22 protein-coding genes are annotated in these 17591 nt (G+C 68.4%); 8 read left to right on the top strand and 14 right to left on the bottom strand.

The genetic code is table 11. From position 1 onward, the window contains the following. Positions 1–173: 173 nt before the first annotated feature. The gene (locus AC07OA_RS23320) at positions 174–635 is read right to left on the bottom strand and encodes a tRNA (cytidine(34)-2'-O)-methyltransferase (RefSeq protein ID WP_494666213.1); all 462 of its coding nucleotides are present in this window, start codon (positions 633–635) and stop codon (positions 174–176) included. A gap of 205 nt (positions 636–840) precedes the next feature. Between AC07OA_RS23320 and petA the strand changes: the two genes are divergently transcribed. From petA to AC07OA_RS23305, 3 genes are read left to right on the top strand one after another with little or no spacing between them, the layout of a single operon-like run. Then, the gene (petA, locus tag AC07OA_RS23315) at positions 841–1392 is read left to right on the top strand and encodes a ubiquinol-cytochrome c reductase iron-sulfur subunit (RefSeq protein WP_494666212.1); all 552 of its coding nucleotides are present in this window, start codon (positions 841–843) and stop codon (positions 1390–1392) included. Positions 1393–1397: 5 nt separating this feature from the next. Then, the gene (locus AC07OA_RS23310; protein ID WP_494666211.1) at positions 1398–2717 is read left to right on the top strand and encodes a cytochrome b; all 1320 of its coding nucleotides are present in this window, start codon (positions 1398–1400) and stop codon (positions 2715–2717) included. Positions 2718–2722: 5 nt separating this feature from the next. Next, on the top strand, positions 2723–3592 hold the full coding sequence (locus AC07OA_RS23305) for a cytochrome c1 (protein ID WP_494666210.1): 870 nt from the start codon (positions 2723–2725) through the stop codon (positions 3590–3592). A gap of 25 nt (positions 3593–3617) precedes the next feature. Here the strand turns inward: AC07OA_RS23305 and AC07OA_RS23300 are convergent, their stop codons facing one another. Then, positions 3618–4409 carry a pepsin/retropepsin-like aspartic protease family protein gene (locus AC07OA_RS23300; RefSeq protein WP_494666209.1) on the bottom strand — a complete coding sequence of 264 codons (792 nt, stop codon included), beginning with the start codon at positions 4407–4409 and terminating at the stop codon, positions 3618–3620. Positions 4410–4539: 130 nt separating this feature from the next. Between AC07OA_RS23300 and AC07OA_RS23295 the strand changes: the two genes are divergently transcribed. Then, a complete protein-coding gene (locus tag AC07OA_RS23295) occupies positions 4540–5118 on the top strand; it encodes a DUF1579 domain-containing protein (RefSeq protein ID WP_494666208.1) in 579 nt (192 codons plus the stop codon). Positions 5119–5124: 6 nt separating this feature from the next. Here AC07OA_RS23295 and AC07OA_RS23290 read toward each other — a convergent pair whose 3' ends face one another. The 5 genes from AC07OA_RS23290 to AC07OA_RS23270 form a co-directional block, all read right to left on the bottom strand. After that, entirely contained in the window at positions 5125–5808 is a 684-nt protein-coding gene (locus AC07OA_RS23290) for a dienelactone hydrolase family protein (RefSeq protein WP_494666207.1), read from the bottom strand. A gap of 2 nt (positions 5809–5810) precedes the next feature. Continuing rightward, positions 5811–6491, bottom strand: coding sequence for a dienelactone hydrolase family protein (locus tag AC07OA_RS23285; protein ID WP_494666206.1), 681 nt, complete (start codon positions 6489–6491; stop codon positions 5811–5813). Positions 6492–6535: 44 nt separating this feature from the next. Further along, positions 6536–7240, bottom strand: a complete 705-nt coding sequence (locus AC07OA_RS23280; protein WP_494666205.1) for a hypothetical protein — start codon at positions 7238–7240, stop codon at positions 6536–6538. A 194-nt stretch (positions 7241–7434) separates the two neighbouring features. Beyond that, complete coding sequence (ychF, locus tag AC07OA_RS23275; protein WP_494666204.1) at positions 7435–8535, bottom strand: redox-regulated ATPase YchF; 1101 nt, start codon at positions 8533–8535, stop codon at positions 7435–7437. A gap of 230 nt (positions 8536–8765) precedes the next feature. Beyond that, entirely contained in the window at positions 8766–9008 is a 243-nt protein-coding gene (locus AC07OA_RS23270; protein WP_494666203.1) for a DUF2188 domain-containing protein, read from the bottom strand. 126 nt (positions 9009–9134) lie between these two features. Here AC07OA_RS23270 and AC07OA_RS23265 point away from each other — a divergent pair, with 126 nt between their 5' ends. After that, positions 9135–9689, top strand: coding sequence for a hypothetical protein (locus AC07OA_RS23265; RefSeq protein ID WP_494666202.1), 555 nt, complete (start codon positions 9135–9137; stop codon positions 9687–9689). Between the two features lie 4 nt (positions 9690–9693). Here the strand turns inward: AC07OA_RS23265 and cobS are convergent, their stop codons facing one another. Next, on the bottom strand, positions 9694–10701 hold the full coding sequence (gene cobS, locus AC07OA_RS23260) for a cobaltochelatase subunit CobS (RefSeq protein WP_494666201.1): 1008 nt from the start codon (positions 10699–10701) through the stop codon (positions 9694–9696). 138 nt (positions 10702–10839) lie between these two features. Further along, complete coding sequence (locus AC07OA_RS23255) at positions 10840–11229, bottom strand: RcnB family protein (RefSeq protein ID WP_494666200.1); 390 nt, start codon at positions 11227–11229, stop codon at positions 10840–10842. A gap of 211 nt (positions 11230–11440) precedes the next feature. On the opposite strand from AC07OA_RS23255, the gene AC07OA_RS23250 reads away from it, so the two are divergent. Next, positions 11441–12199 (top strand): phosphatase PAP2 family protein, encoded by a 759-nt coding sequence (locus AC07OA_RS23250; protein ID WP_494666199.1) that lies wholly within the window; start codon positions 11441–11443, stop codon positions 12197–12199. 3 nt (positions 12200–12202) lie between these two features. Here the strand turns inward: AC07OA_RS23250 and AC07OA_RS23245 are convergent, their stop codons facing one another. Further along, positions 12203–12502 carry a GIY-YIG nuclease family protein gene (locus tag AC07OA_RS23245; protein WP_494666198.1) on the bottom strand — a complete coding sequence of 100 codons (300 nt, stop codon included), beginning with the start codon at positions 12500–12502 and terminating at the stop codon, positions 12203–12205. 89 nt (positions 12503–12591) lie between these two features. Continuing rightward, the gene (locus AC07OA_RS23240) at positions 12592–13242 is read right to left on the bottom strand and encodes a J domain-containing protein (protein ID WP_494666197.1); all 651 of its coding nucleotides are present in this window, start codon (positions 13240–13242) and stop codon (positions 12592–12594) included. Positions 13243–13302: 60 nt separating this feature from the next. On the opposite strand from AC07OA_RS23240, the gene AC07OA_RS23235 reads away from it, so the two are divergent. Both AC07OA_RS23235 and cdd read left to right on the top strand, forming a co-directional pair. Then, positions 13303–13575, top strand: coding sequence for a BolA family protein (locus AC07OA_RS23235; RefSeq protein WP_494666196.1), 273 nt, complete (start codon positions 13303–13305; stop codon positions 13573–13575). Between the two features lie 102 nt (positions 13576–13677). Then, positions 13678–14121 carry a cytidine deaminase gene (gene cdd, locus AC07OA_RS23230; protein ID WP_494666195.1) on the top strand — a complete coding sequence of 148 codons (444 nt, stop codon included), beginning with the start codon at positions 13678–13680 and terminating at the stop codon, positions 14119–14121. On the opposite strand, the gene AC07OA_RS23225 is transcribed toward cdd, so the two are convergent. The 3 genes from AC07OA_RS23225 to AC07OA_RS23215 form a co-directional block, all read right to left on the bottom strand. Then, the gene (locus AC07OA_RS23225; RefSeq protein ID WP_494666194.1) at positions 14118–14486 is read right to left on the bottom strand and encodes a response regulator; all 369 of its coding nucleotides are present in this window, start codon (positions 14484–14486) and stop codon (positions 14118–14120) included. The genes cdd and AC07OA_RS23225 overlap by 4 nt on opposite strands. Before the next feature lie 3 nt (positions 14487–14489). After that, a complete protein-coding gene (locus AC07OA_RS23220) occupies positions 14490–16094 on the bottom strand; it encodes a sensor histidine kinase (protein ID WP_494666193.1) in 1605 nt (534 codons plus the stop codon). 177 nt (positions 16095–16271) lie between these two features. Continuing rightward, positions 16272–17555 carry an HlyC/CorC family transporter gene (locus AC07OA_RS23215; RefSeq protein ID WP_494666219.1) on the bottom strand — a complete coding sequence of 428 codons (1284 nt, stop codon included), beginning with the start codon at positions 17553–17555 and terminating at the stop codon, positions 16272–16274. Positions 17556–17591 lie beyond the last annotated feature (36 nt).

The following is a 17591-nucleotide window of genomic DNA, read 5'->3' as shown; positions in this document are numbered from 1 at the left end:
GGTTGCGCGGAGCGAACGGGCTTCGTCGAAACGGTACACACAAACACACACTCCGGACGTCGTCCGGCGCTCCGCGTTCCTTTCCATCACCTCACAGCCCTTGGCGTGAGAGCGTCCCCACTTGCCCCCACCTGGCGGCTTCGCCGCCTGTCCGCCCCCGCAGGGGGCGGAGGCTAATCTCCCGGAAACCCGTCCGTCTGCCGCAGGGCCTCGCCCAGGGCCATGGCGGCGGTGGTGGCCAGGTTCATCGAGCGGGCTTCGGGGCGCAGGGGAATCGTCAGTCGCATGAAGGCCGCTTCGTGCACTTCCGGCGGCGCTCCACGGCTCTCGTTGCCGAATAACAGGGTGTCTCCTGCCTGAAAGTCGAACTTGTGGAACGGCGCCGTCGACTTGGTGGTGAACAGCAGGAGCCGGCCCTCCCGGCGCTCCGGGGCGGCGATGAAGGCCTCCCACGACGCATGGCGGGTCATGTGCGCGAGGGGGCCGTAATCCAGGGCCGCGCGCTTCAAGCTCTTGTCGTCCAAGGGGAAACTGCAGGGCTCGATGACGTCCAGCCCCACGCCCAGGCAGGCGCCCAAACGGATAGCCGCCCCCACGTTTTGAGGAATGCCGGGTTGAAAAAGCGCGAGCCGCATTCTAAGCGAACCACCATAGAGCTGGCAGGGGTATTAGCTGCGAATCGAAAGCACTTGCGGACTTCGTCCGCAGGTCCGATAGGACGATCCGCTTTGCCCCTTGTGGCGAAGACCCGCTCGCGGGTCCAGACAGTATGCGCCGACAGGCGTTTCTCCAGGCCGGGTCGCTTTCGTGGCGGCGCGGCGGCATCGAAGGGTGACTTGGGTGGCCGACACCGCCGTGGGCGCAAAAACTGATCCGGCGCATGGGGAAGACCCCAGCCGCCGGGATTTCATCTACATCGCATCGATGGCCGTCGCCGCTGGCGGCGCGGCCGCGATCGCCTGGCCGTTCATCGATCAGATGAACCCGTCAGCCGATACGCTGGCCCTGGCCTCGATCGAGTTCGACCTCTCCAAGGTCGCCGCCGGTCAGCAGGTGACGGTGAAATGGCGGGGCAAGCCGCTGTTCGTCCGTAACCGCACGGCGGCCGAGATCGCCTCGGCGGTCAAGGACGACGGCGCCGCGATGAAGGATCCCCAGAAGGACGCCGACCGGGTCAAGCCCGGCAAGGCCCAATGGCTGGTCCTGATCGGCAGCTGCACGCACCTGGGCTGCGTGCCGACCTTCGGCGGCGGCGAGTACGGCGGCTGGTTCTGCCCGTGCCACGGCAGCGTCTACGACACCTCGGGTCGTATCCGTAAGGGCCCGGCGCCCCTGAACCTGGCGGTTCCGGAGTACGCCTTCCTTTCCGACACCAAGGTCAAGATCGGCTAAGAGATATGAGCGGACATTCGACCTACGAACCCAAGACCGGTATCGAGCGCTGGCTCGACGCCCGTCTGCCGATCGTGCGCCTGGGCTACGACAGCTTCGTCGACTACCCCACGCCGCGTAACCTGAACTACTGGTGGACCTTCGGCGCGATCCTGTCGCTCTGCCTGGCCTCGCAGCTGATCACCGGCATCATCCTGGTGATGCACTACACGCCCAGCGCCGACCACGCCTTCGCCAGCGTCGAGCACATCATGCGCGACGTGAACTACGGCTGGCTGATCCGCTACATGCACGCCAACGGCGCGTCGATGTTCTTCATCGCCGTCTACATCCACATGCTGCGCGGCCTCTACTACGGCTCCTACAAGGCGCCCCGCGAAGTGCTGTGGCTGCTGGGCTGCGTGATCTACCTCCTGATGATGGCCACCGCCTTCATGGGCTACGTGCTGCCCTGGGGTCAGATGTCCTTCCACGGCGCCGTCGTGATCACCAACCTGTTCGGCGCCCTGCCGCTGGTGGGGCCGGCGATCACCACCTGGCTGTGGGGCGGCTTCGCCGTCGACAACGCCACGCTGAACCGCTTCTTCTCGCTGCACTACCTGCTGCCCTTCATGATCGCGGGCGTCGTGATCCTGCACATCTGGGCCCTGCACGTGGTCGGCCAGAACAACCCGACCGGCGTCGAGCCGAAGTCGAAGGCCGACACCGTGCCCTTCACGCCGTACGCCACGGTGAAGGACGCCTTCGCGGTCAGCGTCTTCATGCTGCTGTTCGCGTTCTTCGTGTTCTACATGCCCAACGCCCTGGGCCACGCCGACAACTACATCCCGGCCAACCCCCTGGTGACCCCGGCGCACATCGTTCCGGAATGGTACTTCCTGCCGTTCTACGCGATCCTGCGCGCCGTGCCGGACAAGCTGATGGGCGTGCTGGCCATGTTCGGCGCCATCGCCTGCCTGTTCGCCCTGCCCTGGCTCGACACGTCGAAGGTGCGCTCGATGCGCTACCGTCCGACCGCCAAGCTGCACTTCTTCATCTTCGTGGTGGCGTGCTGCATCCTGGGCCTCTGCGGCGCCAAGCTGCCGTCGGATCCGGTCATTCCGCACCTGACGACGTTCAACCTGATCGACGCCGACCTCAACAGCTTCGTGTGGCTGTCGCGCGTCGCCGCCCTCTACTACTTCGCTTTCTTCCTGGTGATCCTGCCGGTGCTCGGTCTGACCGAGAAGACCCTGCCGGTGCCGGACTCCATCGCCTCGCCCGTCCTGTCGCACCCGGCCTCCACGCCGGCCGAAGCGACCGCCGCGCCTGAAATGAAGGGCTGATCTCGATGCTGCGCAAACTCTCCGTCATCGCAGCGGTCGCGGGTCTCCTGGCGGCCGGCGTCGCCGGGCAGGCGATGGCCAGCGGCCACGCCCTGCCCGCCAAGGAAGTGAAGTGGTCGTTCGACGGCCCGTTCGGCAAGTTCGACCAGGCCCAGCTGCAGCGCGGCTACAAGGTCTATCGGGAGGTCTGCTCGGCCTGCCACTCGATGAGCCTGGTCAGCTTCCGCAACCTCGGCGACAAGGGCGGCCCGTTCTACGACGAGAAGTACTCGGCGAAGTACGGCAAGACCTCGAACGACAACCCGTACGTCAAGGCGATCGCCAAGGACTACGAGGTGGCCGACATCGACAGCGAGACCGGCGACCCGATCAAGCGTCCGGCCACCCCGGCCGACCGCTTCGTCTCGCCGTTCCCGAACGAGGCCGCGGCCCGCGCGTCGAACGGCGGCGCCCTGCCGCCGGACATGTCGCTGCTGGCCAAGGCCCGCGAGGAAGGCCCCAACCACATCTACTCGATCGTGACGGGCTACAAGGACGCGCCGGCCGGCCTGAAGATCGGCCCCGGCCAGCACTACAACCCGTACATGGCGGGCGACCTGACCTCGTACTGGTCGGGCAACCACGAGCACGTGCCCCCGGGCGGCTTCATCGCCATGGCCCCGCCGCTGAAGGCGGGCCAGGTGACCTTCGACGACGGCACCCCGTCGACGATCGACCAGCAGGCCAAGGACGTCTCGGCCTTCCTGATGTGGGCCGCCGAGCCCAAGCTGGAAGAGCGCAAGCAGACCGGCCTGGCCGTGATGATCTATCTGCTGATCTTCGCGGGCCTGCTCTATGCCAGCTACCGCCAGGTCTGGAAGAACGAGTCGCACTGATCGACCCGCTTCCTGCCGGAAAAGATCAGGGCTCGGCGGAAACGCCGGGCCCTTTTTCTTTGGCCGCCGGCGTCAGCCAAAGGCGCAGCGCCCTGGGATCCAGCCGCAGGCGATAGGCCGCCAGCACCTGCACCCCCAGGGCCCCGACCACGCCCTGGGGCAGGTCGCCGGCCACCACGGCGGGCAGGTCCTGGCGCAGGGTCCCGTCCAGCGACAGGGCGCGCAGAGCGCCGGCCGGCTTCTGGCGCGGCCCGTCGGCGGCCCCCCGGGTCCGCACCCCGCCCGCCGAGGCCGTATCCAGGGCGAAGGGACCCGAGACGCCCTTGAGGCCGTCCGAAGCCGCCGCCACGACCGTGGGCACGCCCCCGACCATGGCCACGCGCAGGGCGTCTCCCGACGGCCTCGCGCCGGTCCCCAGCGGCTCCAGCCGCAGGCGGCAGGGGGAGAAGTCCAGAGTCACCACATAGCGGTCCAGGATGTCGGCCCCGATGACCCCGGCGATCGGGGTGGAGAAGCCCACGCTGCGATAGTCCAGATCGCGCACGGTGACCGGCGCGGTCGCCACCGCCTGGCCGGCCACCCGCACGGGCAGGGTCAGGGCCGTCTCCGCGAAGCCGCCGCGCTGGGCGGCGGTCTCGTGCAGCAGGGTCTGGGGCGCCGACAGGTCGATCACATAGTCGCCGGCGATGTCGCCGATGGCGGCGGGGGCGACGACCGCGCCGTTCTCGAACCAGCAGGCGGTCTGGCCGGCCACGGCCGGTCCGCCGCTCGCCGCCGCCAGGACGCTCAGGATCGACAGGGGCACGACGCGACGCATGCGGCGATCCTAGCCAAGGTTTGGCGCGGCGGCGACTGCCGTGCATTGAACGGCGTTCTATGATGTTGACTCAAAGAACTCTGTGTATCAGAGTTATCTGCAACCGATCCTTCCCAATAGCGAGACCTCCATGCGTGTCCTCCCGGCCTTGGCCCTGGTCCTTACGCTCTCCACCGCCGCCCCCGCCTTCGCCCAGGTGATGCCCGACGCCCCGGCGCGGATCGCCAAGCAGCAGGCGGCCATGAAGGCCCTATCCTGGATGGACGGGGTGTGGCGCGGCCCGGCCGTGACCACCGGCCCCGGCGGCCGCAAGTACGAGGTCACCCAGACCGAGCGCAGCGGCCCCCTGCTGGGCGGCTCGATCCACGTGGTCGAGGGGCGCGGCTACAACGCCGACGGTTCGACGGGCTTCAACGCCTTCGCGATCATCTCCTACGATCCCGACAAGGACGCCTACACCCTGCGCTCCTACGCCCTGGGGCGGGTGGGCGACTTCCTCATGGTCCTGACTCCGACGGGGGCCGTGTGGACCATCCCGGCCGGTCCGGGGACGACGATCCGCTACACCATCACCGCCAAGGACGGCACGTGGCGCGAGGTGGGCGAGCGCGTGGTCGAGGGCCAGCCGCCCGTCCAGTTCTTCGAGATGAACCTCAAGCGCATCGGCGACAGCGAGTGGCCGACGGCGGGGGCGATCCCGCCGAACTAGGGGAGCCTAGGCCTCGCCCTTCGATCCGCCGCTACGCTGGAACAGCTGCAGCGTCCGCAGCAGGGCCAGCTTGGCGCTGTCGTCGTGACGGCCGTTGGGGGCGACGAAGGCGTGGCCGGCATCGTAGAGCCACACCGGCAGGTCCGGATGGGCGGCCGTGATCGTCTCGACGTCGGCCATGGGGATCATCGGGTCGGTGCGGCCGAAATGCAGGATGGTCGGGACCTTGGGCTGCTCGTCCGCATAGCCGGCGATGTCGCCGCCATAGAAGCACGAGACGGCCTTCAGTCCCTCGCAGCGGGCGGCGGCCAGCCAGGCGGTCGTGCCGCCGAAGCAGAAGCCCATGGCGAACACCGGGCCCTTGTCCGAAAGGGCGTCGATGGCCGCCTGCACGCGCGGCAGGCTGGCCGCGCCCCAGCCGCCGGCCAGGCCCAGCGCCATCCGGGCGTCGAGATTGGGCGGATCGGTGTCGGCGGCGGGGAAGGGCGCGTCGGCCTCGTCCAGCAGGCTGGGGGCGATCACCTCGTAGCCCTGGTCGGCCAGGGTGTCGGACAGTTCGCGGATATGCGGCGTCACGCCCCAGATGGCGTGCAGCATGACCAGCCCCCCGCGCCGGGCGTCGCCGGGCGGGGCGTGCCACGCGGCGACCGGCTGGCCGTCGCGCGTGGTCAGGGTGACGCGCTCGCCCATGCTCAGGCCGCGCCGTTCGCCTGGAACAGGGCCAGGGTGCGCTGGCGGGCCAGCTTGGCGTCGTCCAGGTCGGAATCCGGCCGACCGTCGTTATTGAAGCCGTGGCCGCTGTTTTCATAGACGTACACGGGCACGTCGGGGTGGGCGGTGGCGATCTTGTCCTTCACCGCGTCGGCGGGAATGTGGCCGTCCTTGCGGCCCAGGTGGACGATCACCGGGGCGTTCAGCGGCAGTTCGGCGTTGGCGGCGATCATGCTGCCGTAATAGGCCGAGCCCGCCGCCAGGCCCTTCAGCTTGCCGGCCGCCAGCCAGACCAGCGACCCGCCCATGCAGTAGCCGACCGCGAACACCGGGCCGCGCTGGGCCAGTTCGTCGATGCAGGCCTGGACGTCCGACAGCATGGCGTCCAGCCCCACGGTCCCGACGGCGGCGATCCCCGTCTGGAAGCCCTGCGGGTCGTGCTCGGCCACGTAGCCGGGCGTCACGCGGTCGAAGACCGACGGGGCCAGCACCTCGAAGCCCAGGGCCGACCAGCGCGCGACATCGGCCAGTACGTACTGGTCCAGGCCGAAGATCTCCTGGATCACCACCACCCCGCCCTTGCGCTCGCCTTGCGGTGCGGCGTGGGCGGCGGTGAAGGCGAAGCCGTCGATGGCGGAGGTCAGGGTGACGGTGTCGGTCATGATCGGGTCCTGTACGCGAACAAATCGAAGATCTTCGCCGCGCCTCAGCGCCTGCCGGTCGGCAGGGTGCAAGCCCCCTGAGCCTTGTCGCAGGACAGCGAGGCGATCTTGGCGGTCGAGCCGGGCGTCGGGGCGTCGATCAGATAGCTGGTCTTTTCCGAACACAGCACCTGGTAGCGCGAGATCGGCGGGGCGCCGCCCTGGCCCAGGAACCCGCCCTCGATGACGTTGCAGGTCAGGCCGGCGGCCTTGGCCAGGCTCTGGAAGCCGGCGCGGCGGCTGGCGTTGCCGTTCAGCCGGCAGGTGTTGTTGATGTCCCAGTCCTTGCCGGCCGCCTCGGCCGAGGCGTCGACGGCGGCGCAGTCGAAGGCCGAAACCTGGTCGCCTTGCTCGGTGACGATCCAGCCCAGCGAATCCTTGCAGGCGACCTCGTAGCTGGTCAGCTGCACCGGGGCGCCGTTCACCTTGACCTTCTGCTTGGTGATCAGGCCCGCGTCGACGAACTCGCAGGCGGCGCCGGCGCGCGCCAGCAGGGTCTTGGCCTCCTTCAACTGGGGCGGGTTGGCGGATTCGCGCTTGGGGCCGGTCGCCACGGCCGTGTCGCGTTTGCTGACATAGTCGCGCGGCGTGTTCTGTGAAGGGGCCGACAGGGCCCTGGACGGCAGCGTGCCGCCGGTGGTCTGAGCCCAGGCCGCTCCGCTATTCGCGGCCAGCAGCAGCACGCACATCAAAGACGAAAACAGACGCATCACCAGGGCCTCCTCCCCCCGAAAAACAGAGCGCAACTCTGCACCGGTGCAAGCGGGAGCGGAAGAGCCCGGGACGCGCAAACCTGCAATGTCAGGGTGTGACGTCCCCGCCGCCGCCGAACCAAAGGATCACGACGATCAGCGGGGTGATGATCGCCACCGGCGGCTCGCGCGCCGTGGCCGGTTCCACCAAGTCAGACGTTGAAGCGGAAGTGCATCACGTCGCCGTCCTTGACGACGTATTCCTTGCCTTCGGCCCGCATCTTGCCGGCTTCCTTGGCCGGGCCTTCGCCGCCCAGCTTGACGAAGTCGTCAAAGGCGATGGTCTCGGCGCGGATGTAGCCCTTCTCGAAGTCGGTGTGGATCACGCCGGCCGCCTGCGGGCCGGTGTCGCCCACGTGGATGGTCCAGGCGCGGGCTTCCTTGGGGCCGACCGTGAAATAGGTCTGCAGGTCCAGAAGCTTGTAGGCTTCGCGGATCAGGCGGTTCAGGCCCGGCTCTTCCAGGCCAAGGGTTTCCAAGAACTCGGCCCTTTCTTCCGCATCAAGCAACGCGATCTCGCTCTCGATCTGGGCCGAGATGACCACCGACTTGGCGTTGTCCTTGGCGGCGCGTTCGGCGACCAGGTCGCTGTACTTGTTGCCCTTGTCGGCGCTGCCTTCCTCGACGTTGCAGACATAGAGGGCCGGCAGCGAGGTCAGCAGCTGCAGCATGTGCCAGGCCTTCTCGTCTTCCTTGTCCACGGTCGCGGCGCGGGCCGGGCGGCCCTCGCGCAGCTGGGCCAGGGCAAGGTTGATCAGGCGCAGGGTGTTGGCGGCTTCCTTGTCGCCGCCCGACTTGGCCTTCTTCTCGATGGCCGGCAGGCGCTTTTCCAGGCTCTCCAGGTCGGCCAGCATCAGCTCCATCTCGATGATCTCGAGATCGCTGAGCGGGTCGATGCGGCCCTCGACGTGGGTGATGTCGTCGTCCTCGAAGCAGCGGGCCACGAAGGCCACGGCGTCGCAGTCGCGGATGTTGGCCAGGAACTGGTTGCCCAGGCCCTCGCCCTTGCTCGCGCCGCGCACCAGGCCGGCGATGTCGACGAAGGTGATCCGGGCCGGGATGATCTCTTTCGAGCCGGCGATCTTGGCCAGGGCGTCCAGGCGCGGCTCAGGCACGGCCACGTCGCCGGTGTTGGGCTCGATCGTGCAGAAGGGATAGTTCGCGGCCTGGGCGGCGGCGGTCTGCGTCAGGGCGTTGAACAGGGTGGACTTGCCGACATTGGGCAGGCCGACGATGGCGACTTTAAGGGCCATGGAACTCTCGGTGGATTTCGTTGGCGCGCGCTTAGCATGGATCGGCGGGGAAGTCTCTTCCACCGCCGTGGATCGCCACTTGCCCCCACCTGACCGCTTCGCGGTCTGTCCGCCCCCATAGGGGGCGGAGCCGCGGAACGCCTGGCCTTACGAAGCTCCGCCCCCTATGGGGGCGGACAGGCGACGTCAGTCGCCAGGTGGGGGCAAGTGGGCGCGCACCGAGGCGGACCCTACCCCTTCACATGCGTCGTCGGCCGGTCGTCCCCCTCCGAGATCTCGTCGTGCCACTTGCCCTTCTCGTCCTCGTACGAGATGCCGGTGGACTCCGCGTCGGTGATCCGCTGCTCGCCGGCCACGCGCTGGGCGGCCTTCAGGGCCGCGTCGTGGGTGGGGAAGGTCTCGGAGAACACCCCGTCCATCTTGTAGGCCCAGCCGCCGTCGTGCTCGACGATGAGGTAGGTGATGTCGGTCATGGACTGGCTCCGTTGAGGACTGGATCAGGAAACTGCGCCTGGAAGGGCACGGTTCCAAGCGCGGAGTCTTGAACGGAGCGGTCGCCAAGCGCGTTGAGCCCCAACCTGTGGCCTCCCGGAGTTTTCATGTCCGTCACGCTGTCGCGCGCATTTCCCCTAATCGGCCTACTGGCCCTAGCCGCCTGTTCGGACAAGACGCCTCCGGCGGCGGAGCCGGCCAAGCCTGTCGAACAGGCCCAGTCGTCGTCGGCCGCGCCCGCTGCCCAGCCCACGCCGGCGGTTCCCGATACGGTCGCCGCCGCGCCCCGGCCCGCGCCGGGCGACGAACTGATCGAGCCCTCGACGGATCTGGGCGGCGTGCTGCCGCTCAAGCATGGGATCTTCGTGGCGTCGGACGTGGACTGCGGCAGCCCATCCTTCGCCGCCTTGCGCCGTTATGACGGCGTGGGTCTCAGCGGCGCTCACACGCACGATTGCCGCGCCACGGTGCTGTCGCACAAGGACAAGACCTACGAGGTCGATCAGTCCTGCATCGACGCCGGCTCGGGGCCGGCGCCGCGATCCAGCGAGCGCCAGACCATCGTGATCGAGAACAATCTGGAGTTCACGCTGAAGCGGGCGGCCGGCGCGCAGACGTTCAAGTACTGCGCGGCGTCGCTGCTGCCGCCGGGAATCCGCTAGGGCGCTAGGCCACCTTCACCCGCGCCGCGCTCTCGGGCAGGTCCTGCCCGAACGCCCGCTGGAAGAACTCGGCCACGGTCGGCCGCTCCAGCTCGTCGCACTTGTTCAGGAAGGTCAGGCGGAAGGCCAGGCCGATGTCGCGGTCGAAGATCTCGGCGTTCTGGGCCCAGGTGATCACCGTGCGCGGGCTCATGACGGTGGAGATGTCACCGTTCATGAAGGCGTTGCGGGTCATGTCCGCAACGCGGACCATGGCGGCCAGGGTGCGCTTGCCCTCGGGCGTGTCGTAGGACGGGTTCTTGGCCAGGACGATGCCGGCCTCGACGTCGTGGTCGAGGTAGTTCAGCGTCGTGACGATCGACCAGCGGTCCATCTGGCCCTGATTGATCTGCTGGGTGCCGTGATAGAGGCCGGTGGTGTCGCCCAGACCTATGGTGTTGGTCGTCGAGAACAGCCGGAAATACGGGTTGGCCCGGATGACGCGGTTCTGGTCCAGCAGGGTCAGCTTGCCGCCCGCCTCGAGCACGCGCTGGATGACGAACATCACGTCCGGACGGCCGGCGTCGTATTCGTCGAACACCAGGGCGATGGGGCGCTGCAGCGACCAGGGCAGGATGCCTTCGCGGAATTCGGTGACCTGCTTGCCGTCCTTCAGGACGATGGCGTCCTTGCCGACCAGATCGATCCGCGAGACGTGGCTGTCGAGGTTCACGCGCACCAGCGGCCAGTTCAGGCGGGCGGCGACCTGCTCGATGTGGGTCGACTTGCCGGTGCCGTGATAGCCCTGGACCATCACCCGCCGGTCGTTGGCGAAGCCCGCGCAGATGGCCTTGGTCGTCTGCGGATCGAACTTATAGGCCGGGTCGATCTCGGGGACGTGGCTGTCGCGCGTGCTGAAGGCGGGGACCTTCATGTCGCTGTCGACGCCGAACGCGTCGCGAAGCGTGACCCACTTGTCGGGGGCCAGGGTGATCAGGGGATCGGCGGCGTGGCTGTCGGTCAGGTCGGGCATGCTTCCCGATTAACGCCTTGACCCGGGGGAGGGGAAGGGCCGAGGCCCTTTTCCTGTTCGAAAAAACCAAACGCCCCGGACAGCGGAACTGTCCGGGGCGCTCGATGAGGTCCGCAAGGAACCTGGTTCCTGGGGAACCTAGTTGTTGGCGATGATCACCGAGGCGATCAGGCCGGTGGCGACGGCGGCCAGGACGTAGTCGTTGTTGACCCGGTGCCAGCGATAGCCGCGCGGCGGGGCGCGCAGGCCGTGACGGCGGTAGTCGCTCACATAGTAGCCGTTGCCGCGATAGCGGGCGTCCAGGCGCTGGCCGCGCTGCCAGTGGCGGGCGTCGTGGCGACCGTCGCGACGGCCGTCGCGATAGGCGTCGCGTTCGCCGCGGTCGTAGCGGTTGCCACGGTCGTCGTGGCGCTGGTCGTAGCGACCGCCGTGGCCGTCCCAGCGTTGGCCCGCGGCCATGGCCGTGCCCGACAGGGCGGTGCCGGCCAGCAGGGCGCCGGCCAGGGTGGTGATGATCAGACGCTTCATAACGAGGTCCTTTCCTGTTGCGTGGCAGTCCGACACTGCCGAACCTCTTCGATAGTCCGACACTAGCGAGAGTGAATTGGACCGGACATGAACGGCGGTAGTCAGCTTTGGTTCATCATGTTTCATTTGCGAAACATTTGGCGTGATCTTCCGTGTATTCGCTCGCAATACTCGGAAAGAGGCCAATCCGGCCGTGGAGCGTTGATCCCGCATGAGCCGCCTTTTCGCCTTCCAGCCCCGTCGCGACCTGCCCCGCCTGCTGGCCGCGGCCAAGAGCGAGCTGGGGATGGTGGCGGCCCTGATGGTGGCGGCCGGCGGGCTGCTGGCTTTCCTGCACGTGGCCGAGGAGATGGCCGAGGGCGACACCCGGGCGTTCGACCTGGCGGTGCTGACGGCCTTGCGGCTGCCGGGCGATCCGAACGCCCTGGTCGGACCCAAGTGGCTGCACATCGCCGCCACAGACATCACGGCCCTGGGCTCGGTGACGGTGCTGGGGCTGATCGTGACCCTGGCCGTCGTCTTCATGGCCAGCCTGCGGCGCTGGAGCGAGGCTCTGATGGTGTTGGTCGGAGCGGGCGGAGGCGTGGCGATCAGCCAGGGTCTCAAGCAGCTGTTCGGGCGCGAGCGGCCAGATCTCGTCTATCGCGCGGTCGAGGCGTCCAATCCCAGCTTCCCTTCGGGCCATGCCATGCTGTCGGCCGTGGTGTTCCTGACCCTGGGCGCCCTGGCGGCCCGGTTCTCCGACAAGCGGCGGATCAAGGCCCTGGTCCTGTCGGCCGGGGTGCTGCTGAGCCTCCTGGTGGGGGCCTCGCGGGTCTATCTGGGCGTCCACTGGGCCAGCGACGTGCTGGGCGGCTGGAGCCTGGGCGCGGCCTGGGCCATGATCTGCTGGATGGCGGCCTGGGCGTGGGAGCGGCGGTTCGGGTCCCTCAAATCCGCTCATCCCGACGAAAGTCGGGACCCAAGCTGAGGCTCAGAACGAGAACGACTCGTCCAGGTGCTCTAGGAGATCGGACCAGTCAGGATTCGCCGCCTCGATCAGCTGGATCTTCCAGGCTCGACGCCATTCCTTTATGCGGCGCTCACGACGGAAAGCCTGGTCGCGGCTTTCATGCTGTTCGACCCAGACCAGGCGCGTGACGCCGTACTTTCTAGTGAACCCCGGCCGTTCCATGGCCCGGTGTTCGGCTACCCGACGCCAGATATTGTCGGTCGAGCCCGTGTACAGCGTGCCATAAGGCCTGCTGGCCACGATGTAAGTGAAGAAGGCCAAGTCCCAGCTCCAATCCCTCACCTCGGCTTGGGTCCCGGCTTTCGCCGGGATGAGCGGAACATTATGTGAACTTTTGGTTGTGTCTAGGCCTACTTCGCCAGCCCAGACTTCTGCAGGGTCTTGTACGCCTTGATCACCCGCTGGAGCTTGTGCTCGGCGCTGCGGTCGCCGCCGTTCATGTCCGGGTGGCAGCGCTTGAGCAGGTCCTTGTACTTGGCGCGGATCGCCGGGCCGTCGGCGTCGGCGTCCAGATCCAGATCCGCCAGGGCCTGGCGTTCCAGCTTGCCCAGGGCGCGACCGGCCGCGGCCGATTCGGCCTTGCGCTGCTGGGCGCGGAACAGGCCGAAGGGGTCGTTCAGGTGGCGAGCGTCGCGGGCGGCGGCCGCGGCGGCCTCGCGCGAATTGGCGTCTGCCTTCATCGACCAGGTCGGACGGCCCCCGGTCATCTTCTCCTTTTCCTGCGCGGCGCGGATCTGGCCCTCGCTCATGCCGGCGTAGAAGTTCCAGTTCTTGTTGTACTCGGCCGCGTGCCGCTGGCAGAAATTGTAGTAGACGCCCGGCAGGTCGCGCGACTTGGGCGCCTTGGCCGTGGCGGCCGAGCGGCATTCAGGATGATCGCACCGCACTTCGCCCGGTTTCAGGGCGTAGACGTCGTTCTCCCGAGCCGCCTCCTCCGGCGATTTCGGGGGGCGGACACGGATGTCGAAAAACTTGGGGCGATATTCGAAGTCGGCGCTCATGGCGCTTAGAGTAAGCCGCAGCTATTTGCGTTCAAGGATTGACAAGCAAGGAAGCCGTCCATGGGCGCCGTCGCCGACACCATAGCCGCCAAACTGACCACCGCTTTTTCGCCCACACGGCTCGAGATCGTGGACGACAGCGACCGCCACCACGGCCATGCCGGACACCGCGAGGGGGGGGAGAGCCACTTCAACCTCGTGATCGAGGCCGAAGCCTTTGCGGGCAAGGGCCGCGTGCAGCGCCAGAGGCTGATTTTCCAGGCCCTGGCCGACGAGATGGCGGGCCCCGTCCACGCCCTTTCGATCATCGCCAAGGCGCCCGGCGAAGCTTGACGCTAGCCTGCGAAAACGGGCTTGCCAGGGCGGCCCGCGACTGATTGCCTCTCCGCCCGGCGCAGCCCCGCAAACAGCGGGAACGCCGGCGACGAGGCCGGCATGAGCGCGACAGACACCGATACTCCGATCCCCACCTTCCTGGACGAGGACAGCGAGGCGGCCCTGGCCGCCGCCCTGCCGGCCCTGCTGGCCCGGTCGTATGCGCGCTATTCCAACTTCACCGTGGCCGCCGCGGTGATCGATGCGGACGGGCGCGCGCACCTGGGGGTCAATGTCGAGAACGCGGCCTATCCGTCGGGCACCTGCGCCGAGCAGACGGCCATCGGGGCCATGGTCACGGCCGGCGGGCGCCAGATCGCCAAGGTGCTGATCGCGGCCGGCTCCGACGGCGTGGTCCAGCCGTGCGGCGCGTGCCGCCAGCGCATCGCCGAATTCGCGGCCGACACCTGCGAGATTGTCTCGGTGCAGGCGGGCAAGGCCACGCGCCGCACGCCGTTCTGGAGCCTGCTGCCCGAATCGTTCGGGCCGAAGGACCTGGGTTAGGCCACCTGGGCGGCCAGCCCCTCGAGCACGCGGCGCAGGTCGGCCTCGCGGAAGGGTTTCTGCAGCACGGTCGCGCCCTTGTGGCTTTCCGACAGGCCCGCCTCGCCGTAGCCGCTGGCGAAGGCGAACGGCACGCCGCGCTCTTTCAGGGCGTCGGCGACCGGGAAGATCGGGCGGCCGCCCAGATTGACGTCCAGCAGGGCCGCGTCGATGTCGGCGCTGCCGGCCAGGCGCAGGGCCTCTTCCAGCTCGGCGGCGGGACCGACGACCGCGCAGCCGAGATCGCTGAGCATGTCCTCCACCAGCATGGAGACCAGGGCCTCGTCTTCGACCACCAGAACCTTGAGGGCGGTGAGGGGCTTCATTGTTCAGGGCTCCAGGGCACGGATCGGCAACCTCATGGTGCATACGAGGCCAAGGCTATCATAGGCTAGGTCGACCTGTGCGGACAGTTCGCCCGCCAGGCCCTTTTCGAGCAGGCGTGCGCCAAATCCGCTACGGGTCGGCGAAACGACGGGCGGACCGCCGGTTTCGGTCCAGGTCAGGCGCAGCACGGGCATTTCGGAGGCCGGATCCGGCGCCCAGACCACCCGCACCCGGCCGTCGGGGATCGACAGGGCGCCGTATTTCAGCGCGTTGGTCGCCAGCTCGTGCACCGCCATGCCGAACGCCACCGTGGCCTTGGGGCTCAGCTGCAGGTCCTGGGCGTAGTCGAAGTCGATGCGGTCGCGGGCGGCGAAGGCCTCCAGCTCGAAATCGAAGATCTCGCGCAGGCTGGCGCCTTCCCAGTTCTGCTCGGTCAGCAGGTTGTGGGTGTTGGACAGGGCCATCAGCCGGCCCTCGAAGGCCTCGCGGAAGGCTTCGGGCGTATCGGTGGTGCGCAGGGTCTGGCTGGCGATCGACTGCACCGAGACCAGGGTGTTCTTCACCCGGTGGTTCAGCTCGTTGACCAGCAGCTTCTGGCGTTCCTCGGCGCGCTTGCGGTCGGTGACGTCCAGCGACACCCCGGCCATGCGGCGGGCCTCGCCGTGGTCGGCGGTCTGGGCCGCGCGGCCCCGGGCGTGGACCCAGCGCTCCTCGCCGCCCGGATGGCGCACGCGGTATTCGATGTCGTATTCGGCGCCGTGGCGGATGGCGTCCTCGATGGCGGCGGTCATCCGCTCGCGGTCGCCCGGATGCACCGAGGCCACCAGGTCGTCGAAGCCGAAGTCCTCGTGCGGCCCCCGCCCGTAATTGGCCTTGCAGATGTCCGAGGCCAGATAGGCGCGGGTCTGCACGTCCAGCTCCCACGAGCCCAGCCGGCCGGACTCCAGGGCGAACTTCAGGCGCTCCTCGGTGGCGCGGCGCTGCTCCAGCTCGGCCTGGGCGGCCTCGCGGGCCCGCACCGACTCGATGGCCACGGCGGCCTGGGCGGCCAGGCCCACCATCAGGCTTTCGGCCCGGGCGCTGAACCGGCCCACCTCCGGATGGCCGAAGAAGAGGCCGCCCAGCACCGTTCCCTCGCGGGTAATCACCGGCACGGCCAGATAGCTGCGCACCGGCAGGTGGCCCTCGGGCATGCCGCGACGGGGGGCGTTGCGGCCGTAGCGCGGGTCCTGGGTGATGTCGTCTGAGCGCACCACGCCCTGGCCGCCGAAGGTGGGGGCGAAGACCTCGGTGTTGCGCGGCATGGGAAAGCCGGCGAACGCCGCGCGCGGCGCGCCCGACAGGCTGTAGAGCATGAAGCTCTCGCCGGCCTCGTCGACCACGTTGTAGAAGAAGGCCCCGAACTGGGCGGCGGTCAGCTCGACCCCGCCGTCGACGACGATCTGGATCAGGCTCTCGGTGTCGCCGCCGCCGCCGATGGCTTCGGCGATGCGGTTGAGGGCGCGGGAGCGGCGGATCTCGTCGGCCAGGGCGACCTGGGCCATGGCCAGGCGCGCGGTGAGATCCTCGATCCCATCCTCCGCCACGAGGCCCAGAGCCTTGGCCAAGTCTTCGCCCCCTAAAGCTACGCCGTATCAACACCCCCGGCGGGCTGCAAACGCGCCGCCAGGGTTATGGTTCCGTACGTCCGTACTCTGCGCCCGCCCGCACGGTCTGGGAAAGCGATTACTTGCGGAAATCCGCATGAATCAAGCGGTTGCGTCGGGTTTCCGACCGAGGCGACCCTACCGCGCGCTCTCGTCCAGTCGCGCGCTGATCCGCAGGCCCGTCACCTGGTTGCGCTGGCGGCGCAGCACCTGGAAGCGGTGGTGGTGGAAGATGAAGATCTGGCCGGGCTCGGGGATGGTCTGGGCCTCGTGGATCACGAGGCCCGCGATGGTCACCGCCTCGCCTTCCGGCAAGCGCCAGTCCATGGCCCGGTTGAGGTCGCGCACCGTCACGTGGCCGTCGACATGCACCGAACCATCCGCTTGCGGACGAAGGCCCTCGACCTTGGCGTCGTGCTCGTCCTCGATCTCGCCGACGATCTCCTCGAGGATGTCCTCCAGGGTCACCAGCCCCTGCAGGGCGCCGTATTCGTCGACCACCAGGGCGAAGTGGCTGCGGCGCTTGAGGAACGCGTTCAGCTGGTCCTTGAGGTTGGTGGTGTCGGGGATGAACCACGGCTCGCGCTGGATGGCGGCGATGTCGATGGCGTCGATGTCGCCGTTGGCGCCGGCCAGGGCGTGCAACAGGTCGCGCGCGTGCAGCACGCCCACGATGTTGTCGGCGTTGTCGCGATAGAGGGGGATGCGGGTGTGCTGGGCCTCCAGGGCCTCGGCCACCAGCTCGCGCACCGGCAGGTCGGCGTCGATCAGGGTGATCGACTTGCGGTGGACCATGATCTCCGAGACGTCCATGTCCGACAGGTCCAGCACCCCGCCCAGCATCCGCCGGTCGCCGCTTTCGACCCCGCCTTCGGAGTGGTGGTACTCGACCGCGCCGCGGATCTCCTCGTGGGCGGCCAGGACGTCGACCTCCATGGTCAGCTTGACGCCGAAGAGGCGCAGGGTGCGGCGCACCACCCACTGGATGGCGTAGATGATCGGGCCGAAGAGGCGCACCACCAGCAGGGTGGGGCCCGACAGGAAGCGGGCCACGTCGTCTGACTTCAGGATCGCCAGGGTCTTGGGCAGCACCTCGGCGAACACCAGCACCAGCACGGTCATGGCCCCGGTCGCGGCGGCCACGCCCCACGGGCCGGGGATGGCGGTGGTCAGCACCTGGGTGGTCAGGGCCGAGGCCAGTATGTTGATCAGGTTGTTGCCCAGCAGCACCGCCCCGATCATCGTCTCCTGGTCGGAGAGCAGCTTGTTGACCCGCTTGGCCGGGCGGTCGCCCTCGCGTTCCAGCTGGTGCATGCGCGCGCGGCTGGCGGCGGTCAGCGAGGTCTCGGCCGCCGAGAACAGCGCCGAGGTCGCCAGGAGCAGGACGATGATCGGCGCGAGGCCGAGGATGGCGGTCAGGATCATGCCGTCTTCCTACGCTTCGCCGGCGCGATGCGG

It is taken from the genome of Caulobacter sp. GW821-FHT09B08 (assembly GCF_059418225.1).
The sequence above is the reverse complement of the archived record's forward strand: the minus strand, read 5'-3'. Positions and strand labels throughout refer to the sequence as shown.